Here is a 15,184-nt window from a genome sequence, read left to right as displayed (position 1 = left end):
TTAGCGCTGGAACGGGTAAACCGAGCCCAGCTGCAGGATTGACGATAATGCGTCCAGCGCCTCGCGCCCTTCGCGCAGCAGCTGCGGGTCAACCAGATCGGCCTGCGTCAACCGGTCGCGATAGTAGCGGTCCACCCAGTTGTTCAGGGTGTTAAAGAGCGTCTCATTCATCATGACTGCCGGGTTAACGGCCTGTATTTCATTTGGCGTTAAAACGACCCGCAGGCGCAGACAGGCGGGGCCACCGCCGTTAGCCATGCTTTCGCGCAGGTCAAATACGCGCAGCTCGTCAATCGGGTTATCGGCCTTCACCAGTTCGGTGAGGTAGCGCCACACGCCCCGATGATCCCGGGACTCCTGCGGCAGCACCAGCATCATGCTGCCGTCATCGCGGCTCAGCAGCTGGCTGTTGAACAGATAGGTTTCGACCGCGTCCTGCACGCTGACCGCCTGCGTTGGCACCTGGATCGGCATAAAGCCCGGCACGCGTTCGCGCAGCGTGGCGAGCAGCTTATCCTGATGGGCAAAGGCCTGCTCATGGCAGAACAGCACCTGGCGGTTGGACACGGCAATCACGTCGTTATGGAACACGCCCTGGTCGATCACGTGCGGGTTCTGCTGGGCAAAAATCACCTGGGAAGGATTGACCTGGTTCAGGCGCGCAACCGCCTGGCTGGCCGCGAGCGTCTGACGCGCTGGATAACGGGTTGGCGCGGCGTGGCCGCCCTCTTCCCGCCCGTAGATAAACAGCTGCACGGCGGGATCGCCGTAATCGCCACCCAGCCGGTTATGGTTGGCCGCGCCTTCGTCGCCAAACATCGCCACCTGCGGCAGGGCCTGATGGATCTCAAAATGGGCGTCATGCTTGAAAATAGCGCGCAGCACGCGCTCGGTGGTGTCCGCTTCGGTGGCGCGATGAAACTTATTATTCAGGTTCGCCACCGTCAGATGGACTTTACCATCCAGCGTATCGGCTGACGGCGCGACGGTGGCCGCGTTGGCCACCCACATTGAAGAGGCAGAGCTTGCCGCAGAGAGCAAATGCGGCGTCTGCGTACCCGCTTTTTCGACGACCTGCTCGTCCGTACCGCTAAATCCTAGCTGGCGCAGCACCGCCACGTTAGGACGTTCCTGCGGCGGGATCACCGCCTGCGGGAAGCCGGCATCCGCCAGCGCCTTCATTTTTAGCAGCCCCTGCTTCGCCGCCAGCTTCGGGTTGGAGACCTGAAAGCGGTGCTTCGTCGAGGCTTCATTACCAAAGGAGAGACCGGCATAGTGGTGCGTCAGCCCCACCAGCCCGTCAAAGTTGACTTCACGCGCTTTCATGGCCTTCTCCCTTCGTAAAATCGAGCCCCGGGTTAAGCGTCTCCGGCAGCGTCAGCGCCGGGGTTTCCAGACTCGCCATCGGCCACGCGCAGTAATCGGCGGCATACCAGGCGCTGGCGCGATGGTTGCCCGAGGCGCCCACGCCGCCGAACGGCGCGGTGCTCGCCGCCCCGGTCAGCGGTTTATTCCAGTTCACGATCCCGGCACGCGCTTCCAGCAGCAGTTGTTCAAACTTCTCGCGATGCGGCGATATCAGCCCGCTCGACAGGCCGTAGCGGGTGTTATTCGCCATCGCAATGGCCGCATCAAAATCGTCGTAACGCCAGACGCACAGCAGCGGGCCAAACACCTCTTCATCCGGCACGCTGCTCGCACCGCTCATCTCTACGATGCCCGGCGTCAGCAGCGAGGTACCCGGCTGAACCTGCTTCGGCTCCAGCAGGGTTTTCGCCCCGCGCGCTACGTGGTCCTGCCAGGCGTTGAGCACGTTCAGCGCGGCCTGTTCGGAGATTAACCCGCCGATAAACGGCTGCGGATCGGCATCCCACGCGGCAGGCACCAGCCGCGCGCTCACCTCTACCAGACGCTTCAGGAAGGCATCCCCCTGTGCGCCGCGCTTGACCAGCAGGCGACGGGCGCAGGTGCAGCGCTGTCCGGCGGTAATAAAGGCGGACTGGATCGTCAGGTGCACCGCGGCATCGATATCGTCAGGATCTTCGACAATCAGCGGGTTGTTGCCGCCCATCTCCAGCGCCAGAATTTTCTCCGGCTGCCCCGCCAGCTGGCGGTGCAGCTGATAGCCCGTTCCGGCGCTGCCGGTAAACAGCAGGCCGTCGATATCGCTCAGCGCGCTCAGCGCCTGGCCGGTTTCCCTCCCGCCCTGCACGAGGTTCAGCACGCCCGGCGGCAGCCCGGCCTGCTCCCAAAGCTTCACCACCGCCTCGCCGGTTAACGGCGTAAGCTCGCTCGGTTTGAAGATGACGGTATTGCCCGCCAGCAGCGCGGGGACAATGTGACCATTCGGCAGATGCCCTGGGAAGTTATACGGGCCAAACACCGCCAGCACGCCGTGCGGACGGTGGCGCAGCGTGGCCGCGCCGTCCGGCATCTCGGTATGCTGCTCGCCGGTGCGGGTGTGGTACGCCTTAACCGAAATAGCGATTTTATTGATCATCGCCGTCACTTCGGTCGCCGCTTCCCAGCGCGGTTTGCTGGTTTCGGACGCGATGATGCGCGTCAGCTCGGCCTTGTTGGCCTCCAGCAGTCCGGCAAATTTTTCAATAAGCGCCTGGCGCTCGGCGAATGGCCGTTTTGCCCACGCGGGAAACGCGTGTCGTGCGGAACGGCAGGCCTGCTCGACCTGCGCGACGCTGGCGTCATTTCCCTTCCACAGCACCTCTTTTCCAACTGGATTGGTTGTTACGCGCTGTTCGCCTTCGCCCGTTACCCAGTCACCGTTAATCCATAATGTCATGCTGTTTTCTCCTCAGGGCAGAGACGCACCAGGCGAACCGTATCGCCGGCGTTACATTTCAGGGCATCCAGCTCTGCAGCCGTCAGCACCAGACGTTCACATTTCGGGTTGGTCCGCACCAGCATGGCGCGGAAGTTGGCGTAATTTTCGTTCGCCACCAGGCATACCGGCCAGTCACCCGGCGCGGGCTGGCCTTCGGATACCTCAACCAGGCGGCTTTTGCGGATGGCGCGCACGCGGTCGATATCGCACTCAAGCGTTGGCCCGCCGTCAAAGATGTCGACATAGTTACGGTAGCGGAAGCCCTCTTTCTCCAGCACCGCGCGGGCAGGCGCGGTTTGCGGATGCACTTCGCCAATTACCGCCTGCGCTTCCGGCGTTAAGAAATGGGTATAGATAGGATGTTTAGGCATCAGCTCCGCGATAAACGCTTTCTGGCCGGTGCCGCAGAGATAGTCCGCCCGGCTGAACTCCATCGAGAAGAAGCGCTCGCCCAGGCTTTCCCAGAAGGGCGAGTAGCCTTTGTCGTCGATCACGCCGCGCATCTCTGCCACCACTTTTTCGTTAAAGCGATCGCGGAAAGCGGCCATAAACATAAAGCGCGATTTGGAGAGCAGATAGCCGTTGCCCTCTTTGCGCCACGCCGGGTCGAGGAACAGCGTACAGAGCTCGCTGGCGCCCGTGTGGTCATTGCAGAGAAACAGCGTGGGCAGCGCGTTATAGACGTTCAGCTCTTTCGAGGCGTGAACCATCGTGCCGACGCGGTAGTTATACCACGGGTCGTTAAGCCCGACGGCCACTTCAATGGCGCAGATCCCGGCCACGCTCCCCGTTTCGGTGTCTTCCAGCACGAACACGTAACCCTGTTCGCTTTTTGGCAACGTCCCCTGCCAGGTTTGCAGGGCGCGCTCAATGCGCGCCGACAGCGTTTTTTCATCGGCAGGAAGCGAGGTCAGCCCACCTCCCGTCTTACCGGCAAGCTGCATGAGCCCGGCAATATCGCCGCGCTCAACGGGACGGATGACCATCATGATGACACCCCGGATTTCACCTTCTCACACGCCAGCGCAAAACGATCCAGACCGGTTTGCACCTCTTCCTCGCTGACAATCAGCGCAGGGGCAAAACGCACCACGTTGGCACCGGCAATCAGCACCATCACGCCCGCTTTTGCCGCTTCCTGTGAAATAAGCTTCGCTTTTCCGGCAAACTCAGCCGTGAGCTCGCAGCCGATCAACAGCCCCAGGCCGCGAATTTCTTTAAACAGGCCAAGCTTGCCGTTGATGGCGTTCAGGCGCTCAACGAACCACTCGTGACGCTGCTTAACGCCCTTCAGCACCTCAGGGGTGTTAATGATGTCGAGAACCTGTCCGGCGACGGCGGTCGCCAGCGGGTTACCGCCGTAGGTGGTGCCGTGGGTGCCCACGGTCATTACGCTGGCGAATTTATCGGTGGTCAGCGTCGCGCCAATCGGGAAGCCGCCGCCCAGCGCTTTGGCGGTAGAGAGAACGTCCGGCGTCACGCCGTAGTGCATATAGGCATACAGCTCGCCGGTGCGGCCCACGCCGGTCTGCACTTCGTCGAAAATCAGGACCGCGTCATGACGATCGCACAGCTCGCGCAGCCCCTGCAGGAATGCCTTTTGCGCCGGAAGCACGCCGCCCTCCCCCTGCATCGGTTCGACAATCACCGCGCAGGTGGTGTCGTTAATCAGCTCGCTGGCGGACTGAAGATCGTTATAAATGCCGTGGCGGATATCCGGCGGCAGCGGAGCGAAATCCTGCGAATAAGAAGGCTGGCCACCCGCGCTCACGGTAAAGAGCGTGCGCCCGTGGAACGCATTTTTAAACGCCACAATCCCGCTCTTGTGCGTCCCAAATTTGTCGTGGGCATATTTGCGCGCCAGCTTCAGCGCCGCTTCGTTGGCTTCCGCGCCGGAGTTACAGAAAAAGACTTTTTCAGCGAAGGTCGCGTCAATCAGCTTTTTCGCCAGGCGCAGTGCGGGCTCGTTGGTAAAGCCGTTGCCGGTATGCCAGAACTTCGCCGCCTGGTCATTCAGCGCCTGACGCAGCGCCGGATGGGCATGACCCAACGCATTCACCGCAATCCCCCCGGCAAAGTCGATATACTCTTTACCCTGCTGATCCCACAGGCGTGAGCCTTCCCCGCGAACCGGAATAAAAGCCGCCGGAGCGTAAACCGGCATCATCCATTCATCGAAATTTTCACGCGTAATTGACAGAGACATAGCGACCTCATCCGGTAAATAAAAAGTTATTTGAATGTTAAATAATTGAGTGTTTGCACTGTGAATGTAGATTGCAGCCTTCGTGCCAGCCAGCGATAAAAATGCATAAACGGGGTGAGGTAACAGAATATCAATAGGTTACAATATGGAGTTATTCACTGTTAGTGCATAAAAAGTGAATATTTTTACGACAAGCGGCGCTTTGCCGCATGAAAATCAGAAAGAGTATGCACAGGCCAAATATAATTCTGGAATTGTGATCGCTCGCGAAATTTATCGACCCTTTACGCCCTGTTTGAGGGCGAAGCGCGTCCGAATGGTGCAAATATTGCACCACCGGCATTATCTGTCGCAGTTATTGGTCGAACCCGGTAACAGTTGACGCAAATTCTGCTACCATCCATGCACTATTCACCTTGCACTGGCAGCGACTATGAAATTTGTCTCTTTTAATATCAACGGCCTGCGCGCCCGCCCTCATCAGCTAGAAGCCATTGTTGAGCAACATCAGCCAGATGTGATCGGCCTGCAGGAGACCAAGGTACACGACGACATGTTCCCCCTCGAAGAGGTGGCGAAACTCGGCTACAACGTCTTTTACCACGGTCAGAAAGGTCACTATGGCGTCGCGCTGCTCACCAAAGACACGCCGGTTTCCGTGCGCCGCGGCTTCCCCGGCGACGGTGAAGAAGCCCAGCGCCGCATCATCATGGCGGAAGTGCCTTCCGCGCTCGGGAATATTACGGTCATTAACGGCTATTTCCCGCAGGGTGAGAGCCGCGATCACGAGACAAAATTCCCGGCCAAAGCGAAGTTTTATCAGGATCTGCAGAACTATCTGACGACCGAACTGAAAAAAGAGAATCCGGTGCTGATCATGGGCGACATGAACATCAGCCCAACGGATCTGGATATCGGCATCGGCGAAGAGAACCGCAAGCGCTGGCTGCGCACCGGCAAATGTTCTTTCCTGCCGGAAGAGCGTGAGTGGATGGAGCGCCTGCTGGGCTGGGGCCTGGTGGATACCTTCCGCAATGCCAACCCGGAAACGCAGGACCGCTTCTCGTGGTTTGACTACCGCTCGAAGGGCTTTGACGACAACCGCGGCCTGCGTATCGATCTGCTGCTGGCGAGTACGCCGCTGGCGGAGCGCTGCATTGAAACCGGGATCGACTACGACATCCGCAGCATGGAAAAACCGTCGGACCACGCGCCGGTATGGGCTAAATTCAAGCTGTAATCGCGCGTGAACATACGAAAAACACTCTTCCTGTGCGCCCTTCTGGGCGCATTTCTTATGACATTTGTCATTCTGCCGCCTGACACGCTTTCTCTGGCAGGAATTAAAACCCACCAGCAGACGCTACTCTCCCATGTCGACCACGCGCCGCTGCGTAGCGCGCTGATCTTCTTTGCGCTTTACGTGGCTGTTTCCGCTCTCTCGATACCCGGCGCGGCGGTTCTGACCCTGCTGGGCGGGGCGTTATTTACGCTGTGGGAAGGCACCGTGCTGGTTTCGTTTGCCTCCACGCTCGGGGCCACGCTGGCGATGCTCGCCAGCCGTTACCTGCTGCGCGACTGGGTGCAGCGGCGGTTTGCCCGACAGATGGCAACGGTAAATGCGGGCATGGCGCGCGATGGCGCGGGCTATCTTTTTGCCCTGCGCCTGATGCCGCTGTTCCCGTTTTTCCTGGTGAATTTACTGATGGGGCTGACCCGCATCACGGTCCGGCGCTACTGGTGGGTCAGCCAGCTCGCCATGCTGCCCGCGACGGTTATCTTTCTGAACGCCGGGCGGGAACTGGGAAAAGTGGCATCGCTGCGCGATATTTTGTCGCCGGGCGTGGTATTCGCCTTTACACTACTGGGGTTATTACCGCTGGTTACGCGCCGGCTGTTTTCCCGCTATCTCCCTGCTGATAAAAAGTGAGGCATTATGCGCCGTGTGCGTTTTTGCACGTTTCTGACCGGTCTGCTGCTGGCAGCCCCCCTCTATGCCGCCGACGGCTGGCAAGCTATTCAACAGCAGGCCAAAGGCCAGACCGTCTGGTTTAACGCCTGGGGCGGCGATCCGGCGGTTAACCGCTACCTTGAGTGGGTCAGCGGTGAGATGCAAACGCACTATGCCATCACCCTAAAAATCGTCCCGCTGGCGGATGCCGCCGATGCGGTCAAACGTATTCAGACGGAAGCCGCCGCAGGGCGTAAGACCAACGGCTCGGTCGACCTCCTGTGGGTGAACGGCGAGAACTTCCGCACGCTAAAAGAGGCGAACCTGCTGCAAACCGGGTGGGCGCAGAGTCTGCCCAACTGGCGCTATGTCGATACCCGTAAACCCGTTACGGAAGATTTTGCGATTCCAACCGACGGGGCGGAATCGCCGTGGGGCGGCGCGCAGCTGACTTTTATTGCCCGCAAAGCCAGCATGCCAATGCCGCCGGAGGATCCGCAGGCGTTGCTGGCGTACGCGCAGCAGCACCCGGGCAAGGTGAGCTATCCTCGCCCACCCGATTTTACCGGCACGGCCTTTCTTGAGCAGTTGCTGCTGACGCTTACGGCGCATCCCGAGGCGTTACAAAAAGCGCCTGATGATACGTTTGCCCAGGTTACGGCGCCGCTCTGGGCCTACCTCGATAAACTGCACCCGCTACTGTGGCGTGAAGGAAAAGACTTCCCTCCCTCACCCGCCCGGATGGATGCCCTGCTCGCCAGCGGAAGTCTGAACCTGTCGCTGACCTTTAACCCGGCGCATGCGCAGCAAAAAGTGGCGAGCGGCGAACTGCCTGCCGACAGCTATAGCTTTGGTTTTCGCGACGGGATGCTCGGCAACGTGCATTTTGTAGCTATTCCGGCTAATGCCAGCGCGAGCGCGGGGGCGAAAGTGGTCGCCAATTTCCTGCTGTCGCCGCAGGCGCAGATCCGCAAGGCCGACCCGGCCATTTGGGGAGATCCGAGCGTGCTGGATGCGAAAACGCTGCCCGAAGGTGAAGCGAAACAGCTGCAGGCCCACACGCCTCAGGGGCTACCGAAGGTGATCCCGGAGCCGCAGTCCGCGTGGGTGAACGCGCTGGAGCAGGAATGGCTGCGTCGTTACGGCACCCGTTAGGCTGGCTTGTCTGGCTGGCGATGACGGTGATTTATCTGCCGATCCTGCCCGCTGGCACCGTGCTGTTCGCGCCGGCCTTTTCCGTGACGAACTGGCAGCGGCTGCTAAACGATCCTCAGCTGCCGCAGGCAGCCGTTGCCACGCTGGTCTCAACGCTTATCGCTACGCTGGGGGCCTTGTTTATCGCCCTTTCCCTCCTGGCTCTTTTCTGGCCCGGCACCCGCTGGCGGCGCCTCAGCACGCGCCTGCCGTGGCTGCTGGCGATCCCCCACGTGGCCTTCGCCACCAGCGCGCTACTGCTGTTTGCCGAGGGCGGACTGTTTTATCAGGTTTGTACCGTCTGTTCGCCGCCGTTTGACCGCTACGGCGTAGGGCTGGGCCTGACGCTCGCGGTCAAAGAGAGCGCATTCGTGCTGTGGGCCATTTACGCCGTGCTGCCGGAAAAAGGGCTCGCGCAGCAGAAGATCGTCCTGCAAACCTTTGGCTACGGGCGTTTTCAGACGCTCAGCTGGCTGATCCTTCCGGCGATCGCGCCCGTCCTCGGGGCGGTGATGCTGGCGGTGCTGGCGTGGTCGCTGTCGGTTGTGGACGTGGCGATCGTTCTCGGGCCCGGCAACCCGCCCACGCTGGCCGTGCTGGCCTGGCAGTGGCTGAGCCAGGGCGACGCGCAGCAGCAGGTGAAAGGGACACTGCTGTGCCTGGTGCTCCTTCTTTTGCTGGCCGCGCTTGCCGCGCTGGGGTACGGCCTCTGGAAGGTCTGGCGTCGCGCGATTCCGGACCTGAGCGGAACGCGCCGCAGGTTGCATCTCGTCCTGCCTGAACGCGCATTCAGCGGCTTTTTGCCCGCATGCGGCCTCCTTTGCGCCGCCGTGCTGTTGATGCTGGCGCAGCGGGACGACGTGGGTCCCGTGGGAACCAGCCTCTCCTTCGGTCTGCTTTCGAGCCTTATCGCCCTGATCGTCATTTTTCTCTGGCTGGAATGGGGGCCGCAGCGCGGCGCGGCGTGGGTGTGGCTACCGCTCGCCCTTCCGGCACTGCCGCTCGTCACCGGGCAATACGCGATTGCTTTGCATCTGGGTCTCGACGGAGGCTTTATCGCCGTCCTCTGGAGCCATCTGCTGTGGGTGCTACCGTGGATGCTACTGGTGCTGCAGCCCGCCTGGCGGCGGATCGATCCCCGGCTTATCCTTACCGCCAGAACGCTCGGCTGGCGGCGGGCAAAAATTTTCTGCCTGCTGAAATGTCCCCTGCTGGTGCGTCCTGCGCTGCTGGCCTTTGCCACCGGCTTTTCCGTCAGCATGGCCCAATATATGCCGACCCTGTGGCTGGGCGCGGGACGTTTTGCCACGCTGACCACCGAGACCGTCGCGCTCAGCAGCGGAGGCAGCATCCCGGTTCTCGCTAACCGTGCCCTGGGATTACTGCTGGTCACGGGCGTCGTATTCGGTCTTGCTGTGCTGTTATCCCGGCTCGCGGGCCGCTACCGTCAAGGATTACGTTAATGCTGAAGGTCAATGATCTCACCATCGAACCGCTTTTCCGCAAGGTCAATTTTTGCGTACCCCGCGGGGAGATTGTCACCCTGATGGGGCCGTCCGGCAGCGGCAAATCGACCCTCTTTGCCTGGATGGTCGGCGCGCTGTCGGATGATTTTCAGGCGCGGGGCGAACTGTGGATCGGCGAACGCCGCTGCGACGGTTTGCCCGTCGAATCCCGCGGTCTGGGGATTCTTTTTCAGGACGCGCTGCTGTTCGACCCTTTCAGCGTTGGGCAAAATTTGCTGCTGGCCTTGCCTGAGCGGATCGAGGGGCGCGCACGGCGGGAAGCGGTCAAGCAGGCGCTGGATTCCGCCGAGCTTGGCGGTCATTACGACAGCGATCCGGCCACCCTTTCCGGCGGAGAGCGAGCCCGGGTGAGCCTGCTGCGCGCCCTGCTCTCAGAGCCGCAGGCGCTGCTGCTGGACGAACCGTTCAGCCGCCTTGATAAAGCGTTACGCACGACGTTCCGGGCATGGGTATTTGACGCCGTCCGGGCGCGCAATATTCCGGTGGTGCTGGTCACCCATGACGAGGACGATATTCCGCCCGGCGGCGAGGTGATGGAGATTTCTCGCTGGCAATAATGTGCTAACGCAATGTTTTCCGTTTCGGGAGAGACGACAATGCCCCCCTCTTTTACTGACGTCAGGTTATTCGATGAAACGTGTTTCTCAACTGACCGCGCTGGCCCTGATCTGCGGCCTCGCCTCTTTTTCCTCTCAGGCTGCTGATATGGCCAACGCGATGACGCTGTCTCAGCTTCAGGCGCAGCACGGCGCAGCAATCGACACCCGCCCCAGCGCCTTCTATAACGGCTGGCCGCAGACCCTCAGCGGTCCTTCCGGGCACGAACCCGCTGCGCTCAACCTGGCAGCCGCCTGGCTTAGCGCCATGAGCGACGAGCAGATTGCACTTTGGGCAAAACAGCATCAGCTTACCCCTGCGACGTCCATCGCGCTGTATGGCGACGAGAACGATAACCAGGCGGTGAAAGCCCGTCTGGAGAAAGCTGGTTACCGCCACGTTTCGCTGCTCAGCGATGCTCTGCGGACGCCCGACCGCCTTCAGCGCCTGCCCCACTTTGAACAGCTGGTCTACCCGCAGTGGATCCACCGGCTTCAGCAGGGCAAACCGGTGACCGCCGCGCCGGCGGGCGAATGGAAAGTCATAGAAGCGGCCTGGGGCGCGCCGAAGTTTTACCTGCTTAACCACATTCCCGGCGCGGGCTACATTGACACCAACGAGGTGGAAAGCGAGCCGCTGTGGAACAAAGTCTCCGACGACAGGCTGAAAGCAATGCTGGCAAAGCACGGGATCCGTCACGATACCACCGTCATTCTGTACGGGCGCGACGTTTACGCCGCCGCGCGCGTGGCGCAGATCATGCTCTACGCGGGCGTGAAGGATGTGCGCCTTCTCGATGGCGGCTGGAAGGCGTGGTCAGATGCCGGTCTGCCGGTTGAGCGCGGTACGCCCGGCAAAGTGGCTCCTGCCCCTGATTTTGGCGCGCCGATCCCCGGCCAGCCGCAGCTGATGGTGGATATGGAACAGGCGCGCGGCATGCTGCACCGTCAGGATGCCTCCCTGGTCAGCATTCGTTCATGGCCGGAGTTTATCGGCGAAACCAGCGGCTACAGCTACATCAAGCCAAAAGGTGAAATTGCCGGTGCCCGCTGGGGTCACGCGGGCAGCGATGCCACCCATATGGAAGACTTCCATAACCCGGATGGCACCATGCGCAGCGCTGACGACATCGCCGCCCAGTGGAAGCGCTGGAATATTCTGCCGGAACAGCAGGTCGCGTTTTACTGCGGCACCGGCTGGCGGGCGTCCGAAACCTTTATGTACGCCCGGGCGATGGGCTGGAAAAATATCGCCGTCTATGACGGCGGCTGGTACGAATGGAGCAGCCACCCGCAGAACCCGGTCACCGCCGGAGAGCGCGGACCAAAGAGTGCTCTCTAACGGGTGAGTGACTTCAGCGTCACGTAGCCGCTCCAGATGCGCGTTGTGGTGGTCAACCAGCACAGCGCGCCGAATATCCACGCGAACAGCGTAAACTGTGCCGGAAACAGGCAGCACAGCACGAACAGCGCGATGGTCTCCGTCCCTTCCGTTAACCCGCCGATATAGTAAAACGACTTATGCGCATAGCCGGGGTTGTCGATATCGTGCTTCGCCGCCAGCGCGGCAAAGGCGAGAAAACTGCTGCCGGTGCCGATAAATGCAAACAACAGCCAGGCCGCCGCCAGCGCATTCGCTGCGGGTGCAGCCAGCGCAAAGCCAAACGGCACCAGCGCATAGAACAGAAAATCGAGGGCGATATCGAGAAACCCTCCCGCATCCGTCAGCCCTCTCCGACGCGCCAGCGCGCCGTCCAGACCATCCAGCAGGCGGTTCAGGACGATGGCGGCCAGCGCCGCCGGATACCAGCCGAGGGCCAGGAACGGCAACGCCAGCAGGCCGATGGCAAACCCGGCAAGCGTTAATCCGTCGGGCGTAACGCCCGGCTTATCCAGCACGGATACCAGACGGTCCAGAGCGGGTTTTACCCGCGGGTGCAGGTGACGGTCAAGCATCAGGCCTCCCTTTAAACGTGGCGCACAGCCCCTGTGCCGGTATATCCAGCGCGGCATTAAACCGGGCCGAGAGATTCTGAAAGGCAATGAGCGCCGTCATTTCAGTGATGGCATCATCCGTAAAGTGGCGTTTCATCGCCGTTTTGATTGCTTCATCCACCCGGGGCGGCGTGGCGGTCACCGCCTCCGCATAGGCCAGCGCCGCGCGTTCCTGTTCACTGAACACGTCAGAATCAGCCCAGCCGCTTACGGCCTGGACTTTATCCAGCGCGCCGCAGCGCTCGGCCAGGCGCAGGCTGTTGGCGTCAATACAGAACGCACAGTGGCACAGCTGCGATACGCGCGTCATAAGCAGCGAGCGCAGCACTGGCGTCAGGCGCGCTTTTCTGCGCTCCAGAAACCCCACAAACAAAGCGACCAGCCAGAACAGACGCGGCATGCGTCCCCACCAGCGCGTGGGGTTCAGCACGGCGCCGAAGTGTTTTTGCTGCATGGCGGCAATGGGTTTTACGCTCGCCGGAAGGGTTGGGATGGGCTCTACCCAGGTGGACGTCTCTTTCACCTGATTCTCCTGATGGCTGGACTCTTTGAAAGGGCACGATAATATGGCGTTTTTCGCTATCAAGTATTGACGACCATGCTAAAAACAGTCGATGTCGTTGCGGCCATCATCGAAAAAGACGACAAAATTTTACTGGCACAGCGCCCTGCTCACGCCGACCAGCCGGGAATGTGGGAGTTCGCTGGCGGCAAAGTGGAGGCCGGAGAAACCCAGCCTGAGGCGCTTATCCGCGAGCTGCGTGAAGAGCTGGGTATCGAGGCACAGCCTGAGCAGTACGTGGCGAGCCATCAGCGCGAGGTATCACAGCGGTTAATCAACCTGCACGCCTGGCACGTACCCCGCTTCAGCGGAGAGTTAACGGCGCACTACCACAGCGCGCTGGCGTGGTGTACGCCGGAAGAGGCTTTCAGTTATGAGTTAGCTCCGGCGGATATTCCGCTGCTGGAGGCGTTTATTCTTTTACGCGACGCCAGACCAGCGGATTCGTGCTGATGGTACGTTCATCGCGCTGGCACTGCAGCAGCACGCCATCCGCCTTCACGACGGCCCCTTCAGAATAGTTTTGATCCTGGTAGATGCAGCACTGGTTACACGGCTGCGCGCGCTGGCCGCTGGAGCTAAACACCTCCGGCGGCACGTTCACTTCTACATCCGGGCGAATGCGGTCAGCCTGCGCGCCTGCGGTCAACATCAATGATAACGCGGCCATCACGTAACGGTTCATAGACTTCTCTTCCTGTTGTGTCCTGATAATGACTATAACGGTAAATCGGGCAGAATCTTTAATTTAGCGCGCCATCGCTTTTTGTTATGACGCGGCCCGGGTCATTAATTTCCTTTTCGGTCCACATTTCTGCTTGCTTCACAAAGCGGTACGGGTGGTATAGTCAAAAAAACAACACAAATCGCATAAGCAACATACATTAATGACTATAAGGGGTTCTTATATCTATGGATCAGACACGCTCTCTGGAAAGTTTCCTTGCCTATGTTCAGCAGCGCGACCCGCATCAAAGCGAATTTGCTCAGGCCGTTCGTGAAGTAATGACTACCCTCTGGCCGTTCCTTGAAGAAAACCCGCGCTATCGTCAACTGTCGCTGCTGGAACGTCTGGTTGAACCAGAGCGTGTGATCCAGTTCCGCGTGACCTGGGTGGATGACCGCAACCAGGTACAGGTCAACCGCGCCTGGCGCGTGCAGTTTAACTCCGCCATCGGTCCGTTTAAGGGCGGCATGCGCTTCCACCCTTCCGTGAACCTGTCGATTCTGAAATTCCTTGGCTTTGAACAGACGTTTAAAAACGCGCTCACCACCCTGCCAATGGGCGGCGGTAAAGGCGGGAGCGATTTCGACCCGAAAGGCAAAAGCGAAGGCGAAGTGATGCGTTTCTGTCAGGCGCTAATGACCGAGCTCTACCGCCACCTCGGCCCGGACACCGACGTACCAGCGGGGGATATCGGCGTGGGGGCCCGCGAAGTGGGCTTTATGGCCGGGATGATGAAAAAACTCTCCAACAACAGCGCCTGCGTCTTTACCGGCAAAGGATTATCGTTTGGCGGCAGCCTGATCCGCCCGGAGGCGACCGGCTACGGCCTGGTTTACTTCACCGAGGCAATGCTCAAGCGTCACGGTTTAGGTTTCGAGGGGATGCGCGTGGCGGTCTCCGGCTCCGGTAACGTGGCGCAGTACGCTATCGAAAAAGCGATGCAGTTTGGTGCCCGCGTGGTGACGGCCTCCGACTCTAAAGGCACGGTAGTGGACGAAGCGGGCTTTACGGCGGAGAAGCTGGCGCGCCTGTGCGAAATCAAAGCCAGCCGCGATGGCCGACTTGCCGATTATGCCGCGGAGCTTGGCCTGACGTATCTGGAAGGCAAACAGCCGTGGGGCGTGCCGGTGGATATCGCCCTGCCGTGCGCCACGCAAAACGAACTGGACGCGGACGCTGCGCGCACGCTAATTAGCAACGGCGTGAAGGCGGTAGCGGAAGGGGCGAATATGCCGACCACTATCGAGGCGACGGATCTGTTCCTGGAGGCGGGCGTGCTGTTTGCGCCAGGCAAGGCGGCGAACGCGGGCGGCGTGGCGACCTCCGGCCTGGAGATGGCGCAAAACGCGGCGCGGCTCGGCTGGAAGGCGGAGAAAGTGGATGCCCGTTTGCACCACATCATGCTGGATATTCACCATGCCTGCGTCGAGTACGGCGGCGAGGCATCGCAAACCAACTACGTGCGCGGGGCGAATATCGCCGGGTTCGTGAAGGTGGCGGATGCGATGATTGGGCAGGGTGTGATTTAAGGTTTATATCGTGCGGCCGGGTGCCCTCTCCCACAGGGAGAGGGAGAAAACCGGGC

The 15,184-nt window shown here is 60.6% G+C and carries 15 protein-coding genes; 8 read left to right on the top strand and 7 right to left on the bottom strand.

What is annotated here, in order from left to right; translation table 11 throughout:
* Genes astB through astC form a run of 4 tightly spaced genes read right to left on the bottom strand, consistent with a single transcriptional unit; the run spans nucleotide 1 to nucleotide 5,048 of the window.
* Entirely contained in the window at nucleotides 1–1,326 is a 1,326-nt protein-coding gene (gene astB, locus APT89_RS15265) for an N-succinylarginine dihydrolase (RefSeq protein WP_060572862.1), read from the bottom strand.
* Entirely contained in the window at nucleotides 1,313–2,800 is a 1,488-nt protein-coding gene (astD, locus tag APT89_RS15260; protein ID WP_060572860.1) for a succinylglutamate-semialdehyde dehydrogenase, read from the bottom strand. Before astD ends, astB begins: the two co-directional genes overlap by 14 nt.
* Complete coding sequence (gene astA, locus APT89_RS15255) at nucleotides 2,797–3,831, bottom strand: arginine N-succinyltransferase (RefSeq protein WP_060572858.1); 1,035 nt, start codon at nucleotides 3,829–3,831, stop codon at nucleotides 2,797–2,799. The genes astD and astA overlap by 4 nt, the downstream gene beginning before the upstream one ends.
* Nucleotides 3,828–5,048 carry a succinylornithine/acetylornithine transaminase gene (astC, locus tag APT89_RS15250; protein ID WP_028012790.1) on the bottom strand — a complete coding sequence of 407 codons (1,221 nt, stop codon included), beginning with the start codon at nucleotides 5,046–5,048 and terminating at the stop codon, nucleotides 3,828–3,830. The genes astA and astC overlap by 4 nt, the downstream gene beginning before the upstream one ends.
* Before the next feature lie 433 nt (nucleotides 5,049–5,481).
* Here astC and xthA point away from each other — a divergent pair, with 433 nt between their 5' ends.
* The 6 genes from xthA (at nucleotide 5,482) to APT89_RS15220 (ending at nucleotide 11,657) form a co-directional block, all read left to right on the top strand.
* Nucleotides 5,482–6,288 (top strand): exodeoxyribonuclease III, encoded by an 807-nt coding sequence (xthA, locus tag APT89_RS15245; protein ID WP_032644863.1) that lies wholly within the window; start codon nucleotides 5,482–5,484, stop codon nucleotides 6,286–6,288.
* A 6-nt stretch (nucleotides 6,289–6,294) separates the two neighbouring features.
* The gene (locus APT89_RS15240) at nucleotides 6,295–6,978 is read left to right on the top strand and encodes a TVP38/TMEM64 family protein (protein ID WP_028012788.1); all 684 of its coding nucleotides are present in this window, start codon (nucleotides 6,295–6,297) and stop codon (nucleotides 6,976–6,978) included.
* Nucleotides 6,979–6,993: 15 nt separating this feature from the next.
* Complete coding sequence (locus APT89_RS15235; protein ID WP_395756335.1) at nucleotides 6,994–8,154, top strand: ABC transporter substrate-binding protein; 1,161 nt, start codon at nucleotides 6,994–6,996, stop codon at nucleotides 8,152–8,154.
* A complete protein-coding gene (locus tag APT89_RS15230) occupies nucleotides 8,127–9,656 on the top strand; it encodes a hypothetical protein (RefSeq protein ID WP_060572854.1) in 1,530 nt (509 codons plus the stop codon). The genes APT89_RS15235 and APT89_RS15230 overlap by 28 nt, the downstream gene beginning before the upstream one ends.
* Nucleotides 9,656–10,276 (top strand): ATP-binding cassette domain-containing protein, encoded by a 621-nt coding sequence (locus tag APT89_RS15225; RefSeq protein WP_060572852.1) that lies wholly within the window; start codon nucleotides 9,656–9,658, stop codon nucleotides 10,274–10,276. The genes APT89_RS15230 and APT89_RS15225 overlap by 1 nt, the downstream gene beginning before the upstream one ends.
* A 73-nt stretch (nucleotides 10,277–10,349) precedes the next feature.
* A complete protein-coding gene (locus APT89_RS15220) occupies nucleotides 10,350–11,657 on the top strand; it encodes a sulfurtransferase (protein WP_060572850.1) in 1,308 nt (435 codons plus the stop codon).
* Here APT89_RS15220 and APT89_RS15215 read toward each other — a convergent pair.
* Nucleotides 11,654–12,271 (bottom strand): CDP-alcohol phosphatidyltransferase family protein, encoded by a 618-nt coding sequence (locus tag APT89_RS15215; RefSeq protein WP_060572848.1) that lies wholly within the window; start codon nucleotides 12,269–12,271, stop codon nucleotides 11,654–11,656. The two genes, APT89_RS15220 and APT89_RS15215, sit on opposite strands and share 4 nt — an antisense overlap.
* The gene (locus tag APT89_RS15210; protein WP_041910470.1) at nucleotides 12,264–12,833 is read right to left on the bottom strand and encodes a carboxymuconolactone decarboxylase family protein; all 570 of its coding nucleotides are present in this window, start codon (nucleotides 12,831–12,833) and stop codon (nucleotides 12,264–12,266) included. The genes APT89_RS15215 and APT89_RS15210 overlap by 8 nt, the downstream gene beginning before the upstream one ends.
* Before the next feature lie 75 nt (nucleotides 12,834–12,908).
* Here APT89_RS15210 and APT89_RS15205 point away from each other — a divergent pair, with 75 nt between their 5' ends.
* Nucleotides 12,909–13,325: a pyrimidine (deoxy)nucleoside triphosphate diphosphatase gene (locus APT89_RS15205; RefSeq protein WP_045261602.1), complete on the top strand. Its 417-nt coding sequence runs from the start codon at nucleotides 12,909–12,911 to the stop codon at nucleotides 13,323–13,325.
* Here APT89_RS15205 and APT89_RS15200 read toward each other — a convergent pair.
* On the bottom strand, nucleotides 13,285–13,557 hold the full coding sequence (locus APT89_RS15200; protein WP_028012780.1) for a YnjH family protein: 273 nt from the start codon (nucleotides 13,555–13,557) through the stop codon (nucleotides 13,285–13,287). The genes APT89_RS15205 and APT89_RS15200 overlap by 41 nt on opposite strands.
* Nucleotides 13,558–13,784: 227 nt before the next feature.
* Between APT89_RS15200 and gdhA the strand changes: the two genes are divergently transcribed.
* Entirely contained in the window at nucleotides 13,785–15,128 is a 1,344-nt protein-coding gene (gdhA, locus tag APT89_RS15195; RefSeq protein WP_045630123.1) for an NADP-specific glutamate dehydrogenase, read from the top strand.
* The last annotated feature ends 56 nt before the right edge of the window (nucleotides 15,129–15,184 follow it).

The organism is Enterobacter sp. 50588862 (genome assembly GCF_001462935.1).
In the GTDB taxonomy this organism is placed as follows: Bacteria; Pseudomonadota; Gammaproteobacteria; order Enterobacterales; family Enterobacteriaceae; genus Enterobacter; species Enterobacter bugandensis.
This window is presented reverse-complemented; position numbering and strand designations above follow the sequence as displayed.

Coding starts and splice junctions, on each gene's coding strand:
- astB (WP_060572862.1), bottom strand. CDS start 1,326: ATGAAAGCGCGTGAAGTCAACTTTGACGGGCTGGTGGGGCTGACGCAC.
- astD (WP_060572860.1), bottom strand. CDS start 2,800: ATGACATTATGGATTAACGGTGACTGGGTAACGGGCGAAGGCGAACAG.
- astA (WP_060572858.1), bottom strand. CDS start 3,831: ATGATGGTCATCCGTCCCGTTGAGCGCGGCGATATTGCCGGGCTCATG.
- astC (WP_028012790.1), bottom strand. CDS start 5,048: ATGTCTCTGTCAATTACGCGTGAAAATTTCGATGAATGGATGATGCCG.
- xthA (WP_032644863.1), top strand. CDS start 5,482: ATGAAATTTGTCTCTTTTAATATCAACGGCCTGCGCGCCCGCCCTCAT.
- APT89_RS15230 (WP_060572854.1), top strand. CDS start 8,127: ATGGCTGCGTCGTTACGGCACCCGTTAGGCTGGCTTGTCTGGCTGGCG.
- APT89_RS15225 (WP_060572852.1), top strand. CDS start 9,656: ATGCTGAAGGTCAATGATCTCACCATCGAACCGCTTTTCCGCAAGGTC.
- APT89_RS15220 (WP_060572850.1), top strand. CDS start 10,350: ATGAAACGTGTTTCTCAACTGACCGCGCTGGCCCTGATCTGCGGCCTC.
- APT89_RS15215 (WP_060572848.1), bottom strand. CDS start 12,271: ATGCTTGACCGTCACCTGCACCCGCGGGTAAAACCCGCTCTGGACCGT.
- APT89_RS15205 (WP_045261602.1), top strand. CDS start 12,909: ATGCTAAAAACAGTCGATGTCGTTGCGGCCATCATCGAAAAAGACGAC.
- APT89_RS15200 (WP_028012780.1), bottom strand. CDS start 13,557: ATGAACCGTTACGTGATGGCCGCGTTATCATTGATGTTGACCGCAGGC.
- gdhA (WP_045630123.1), top strand. CDS start 13,785: ATGGATCAGACACGCTCTCTGGAAAGTTTCCTTGCCTATGTTCAGCAG.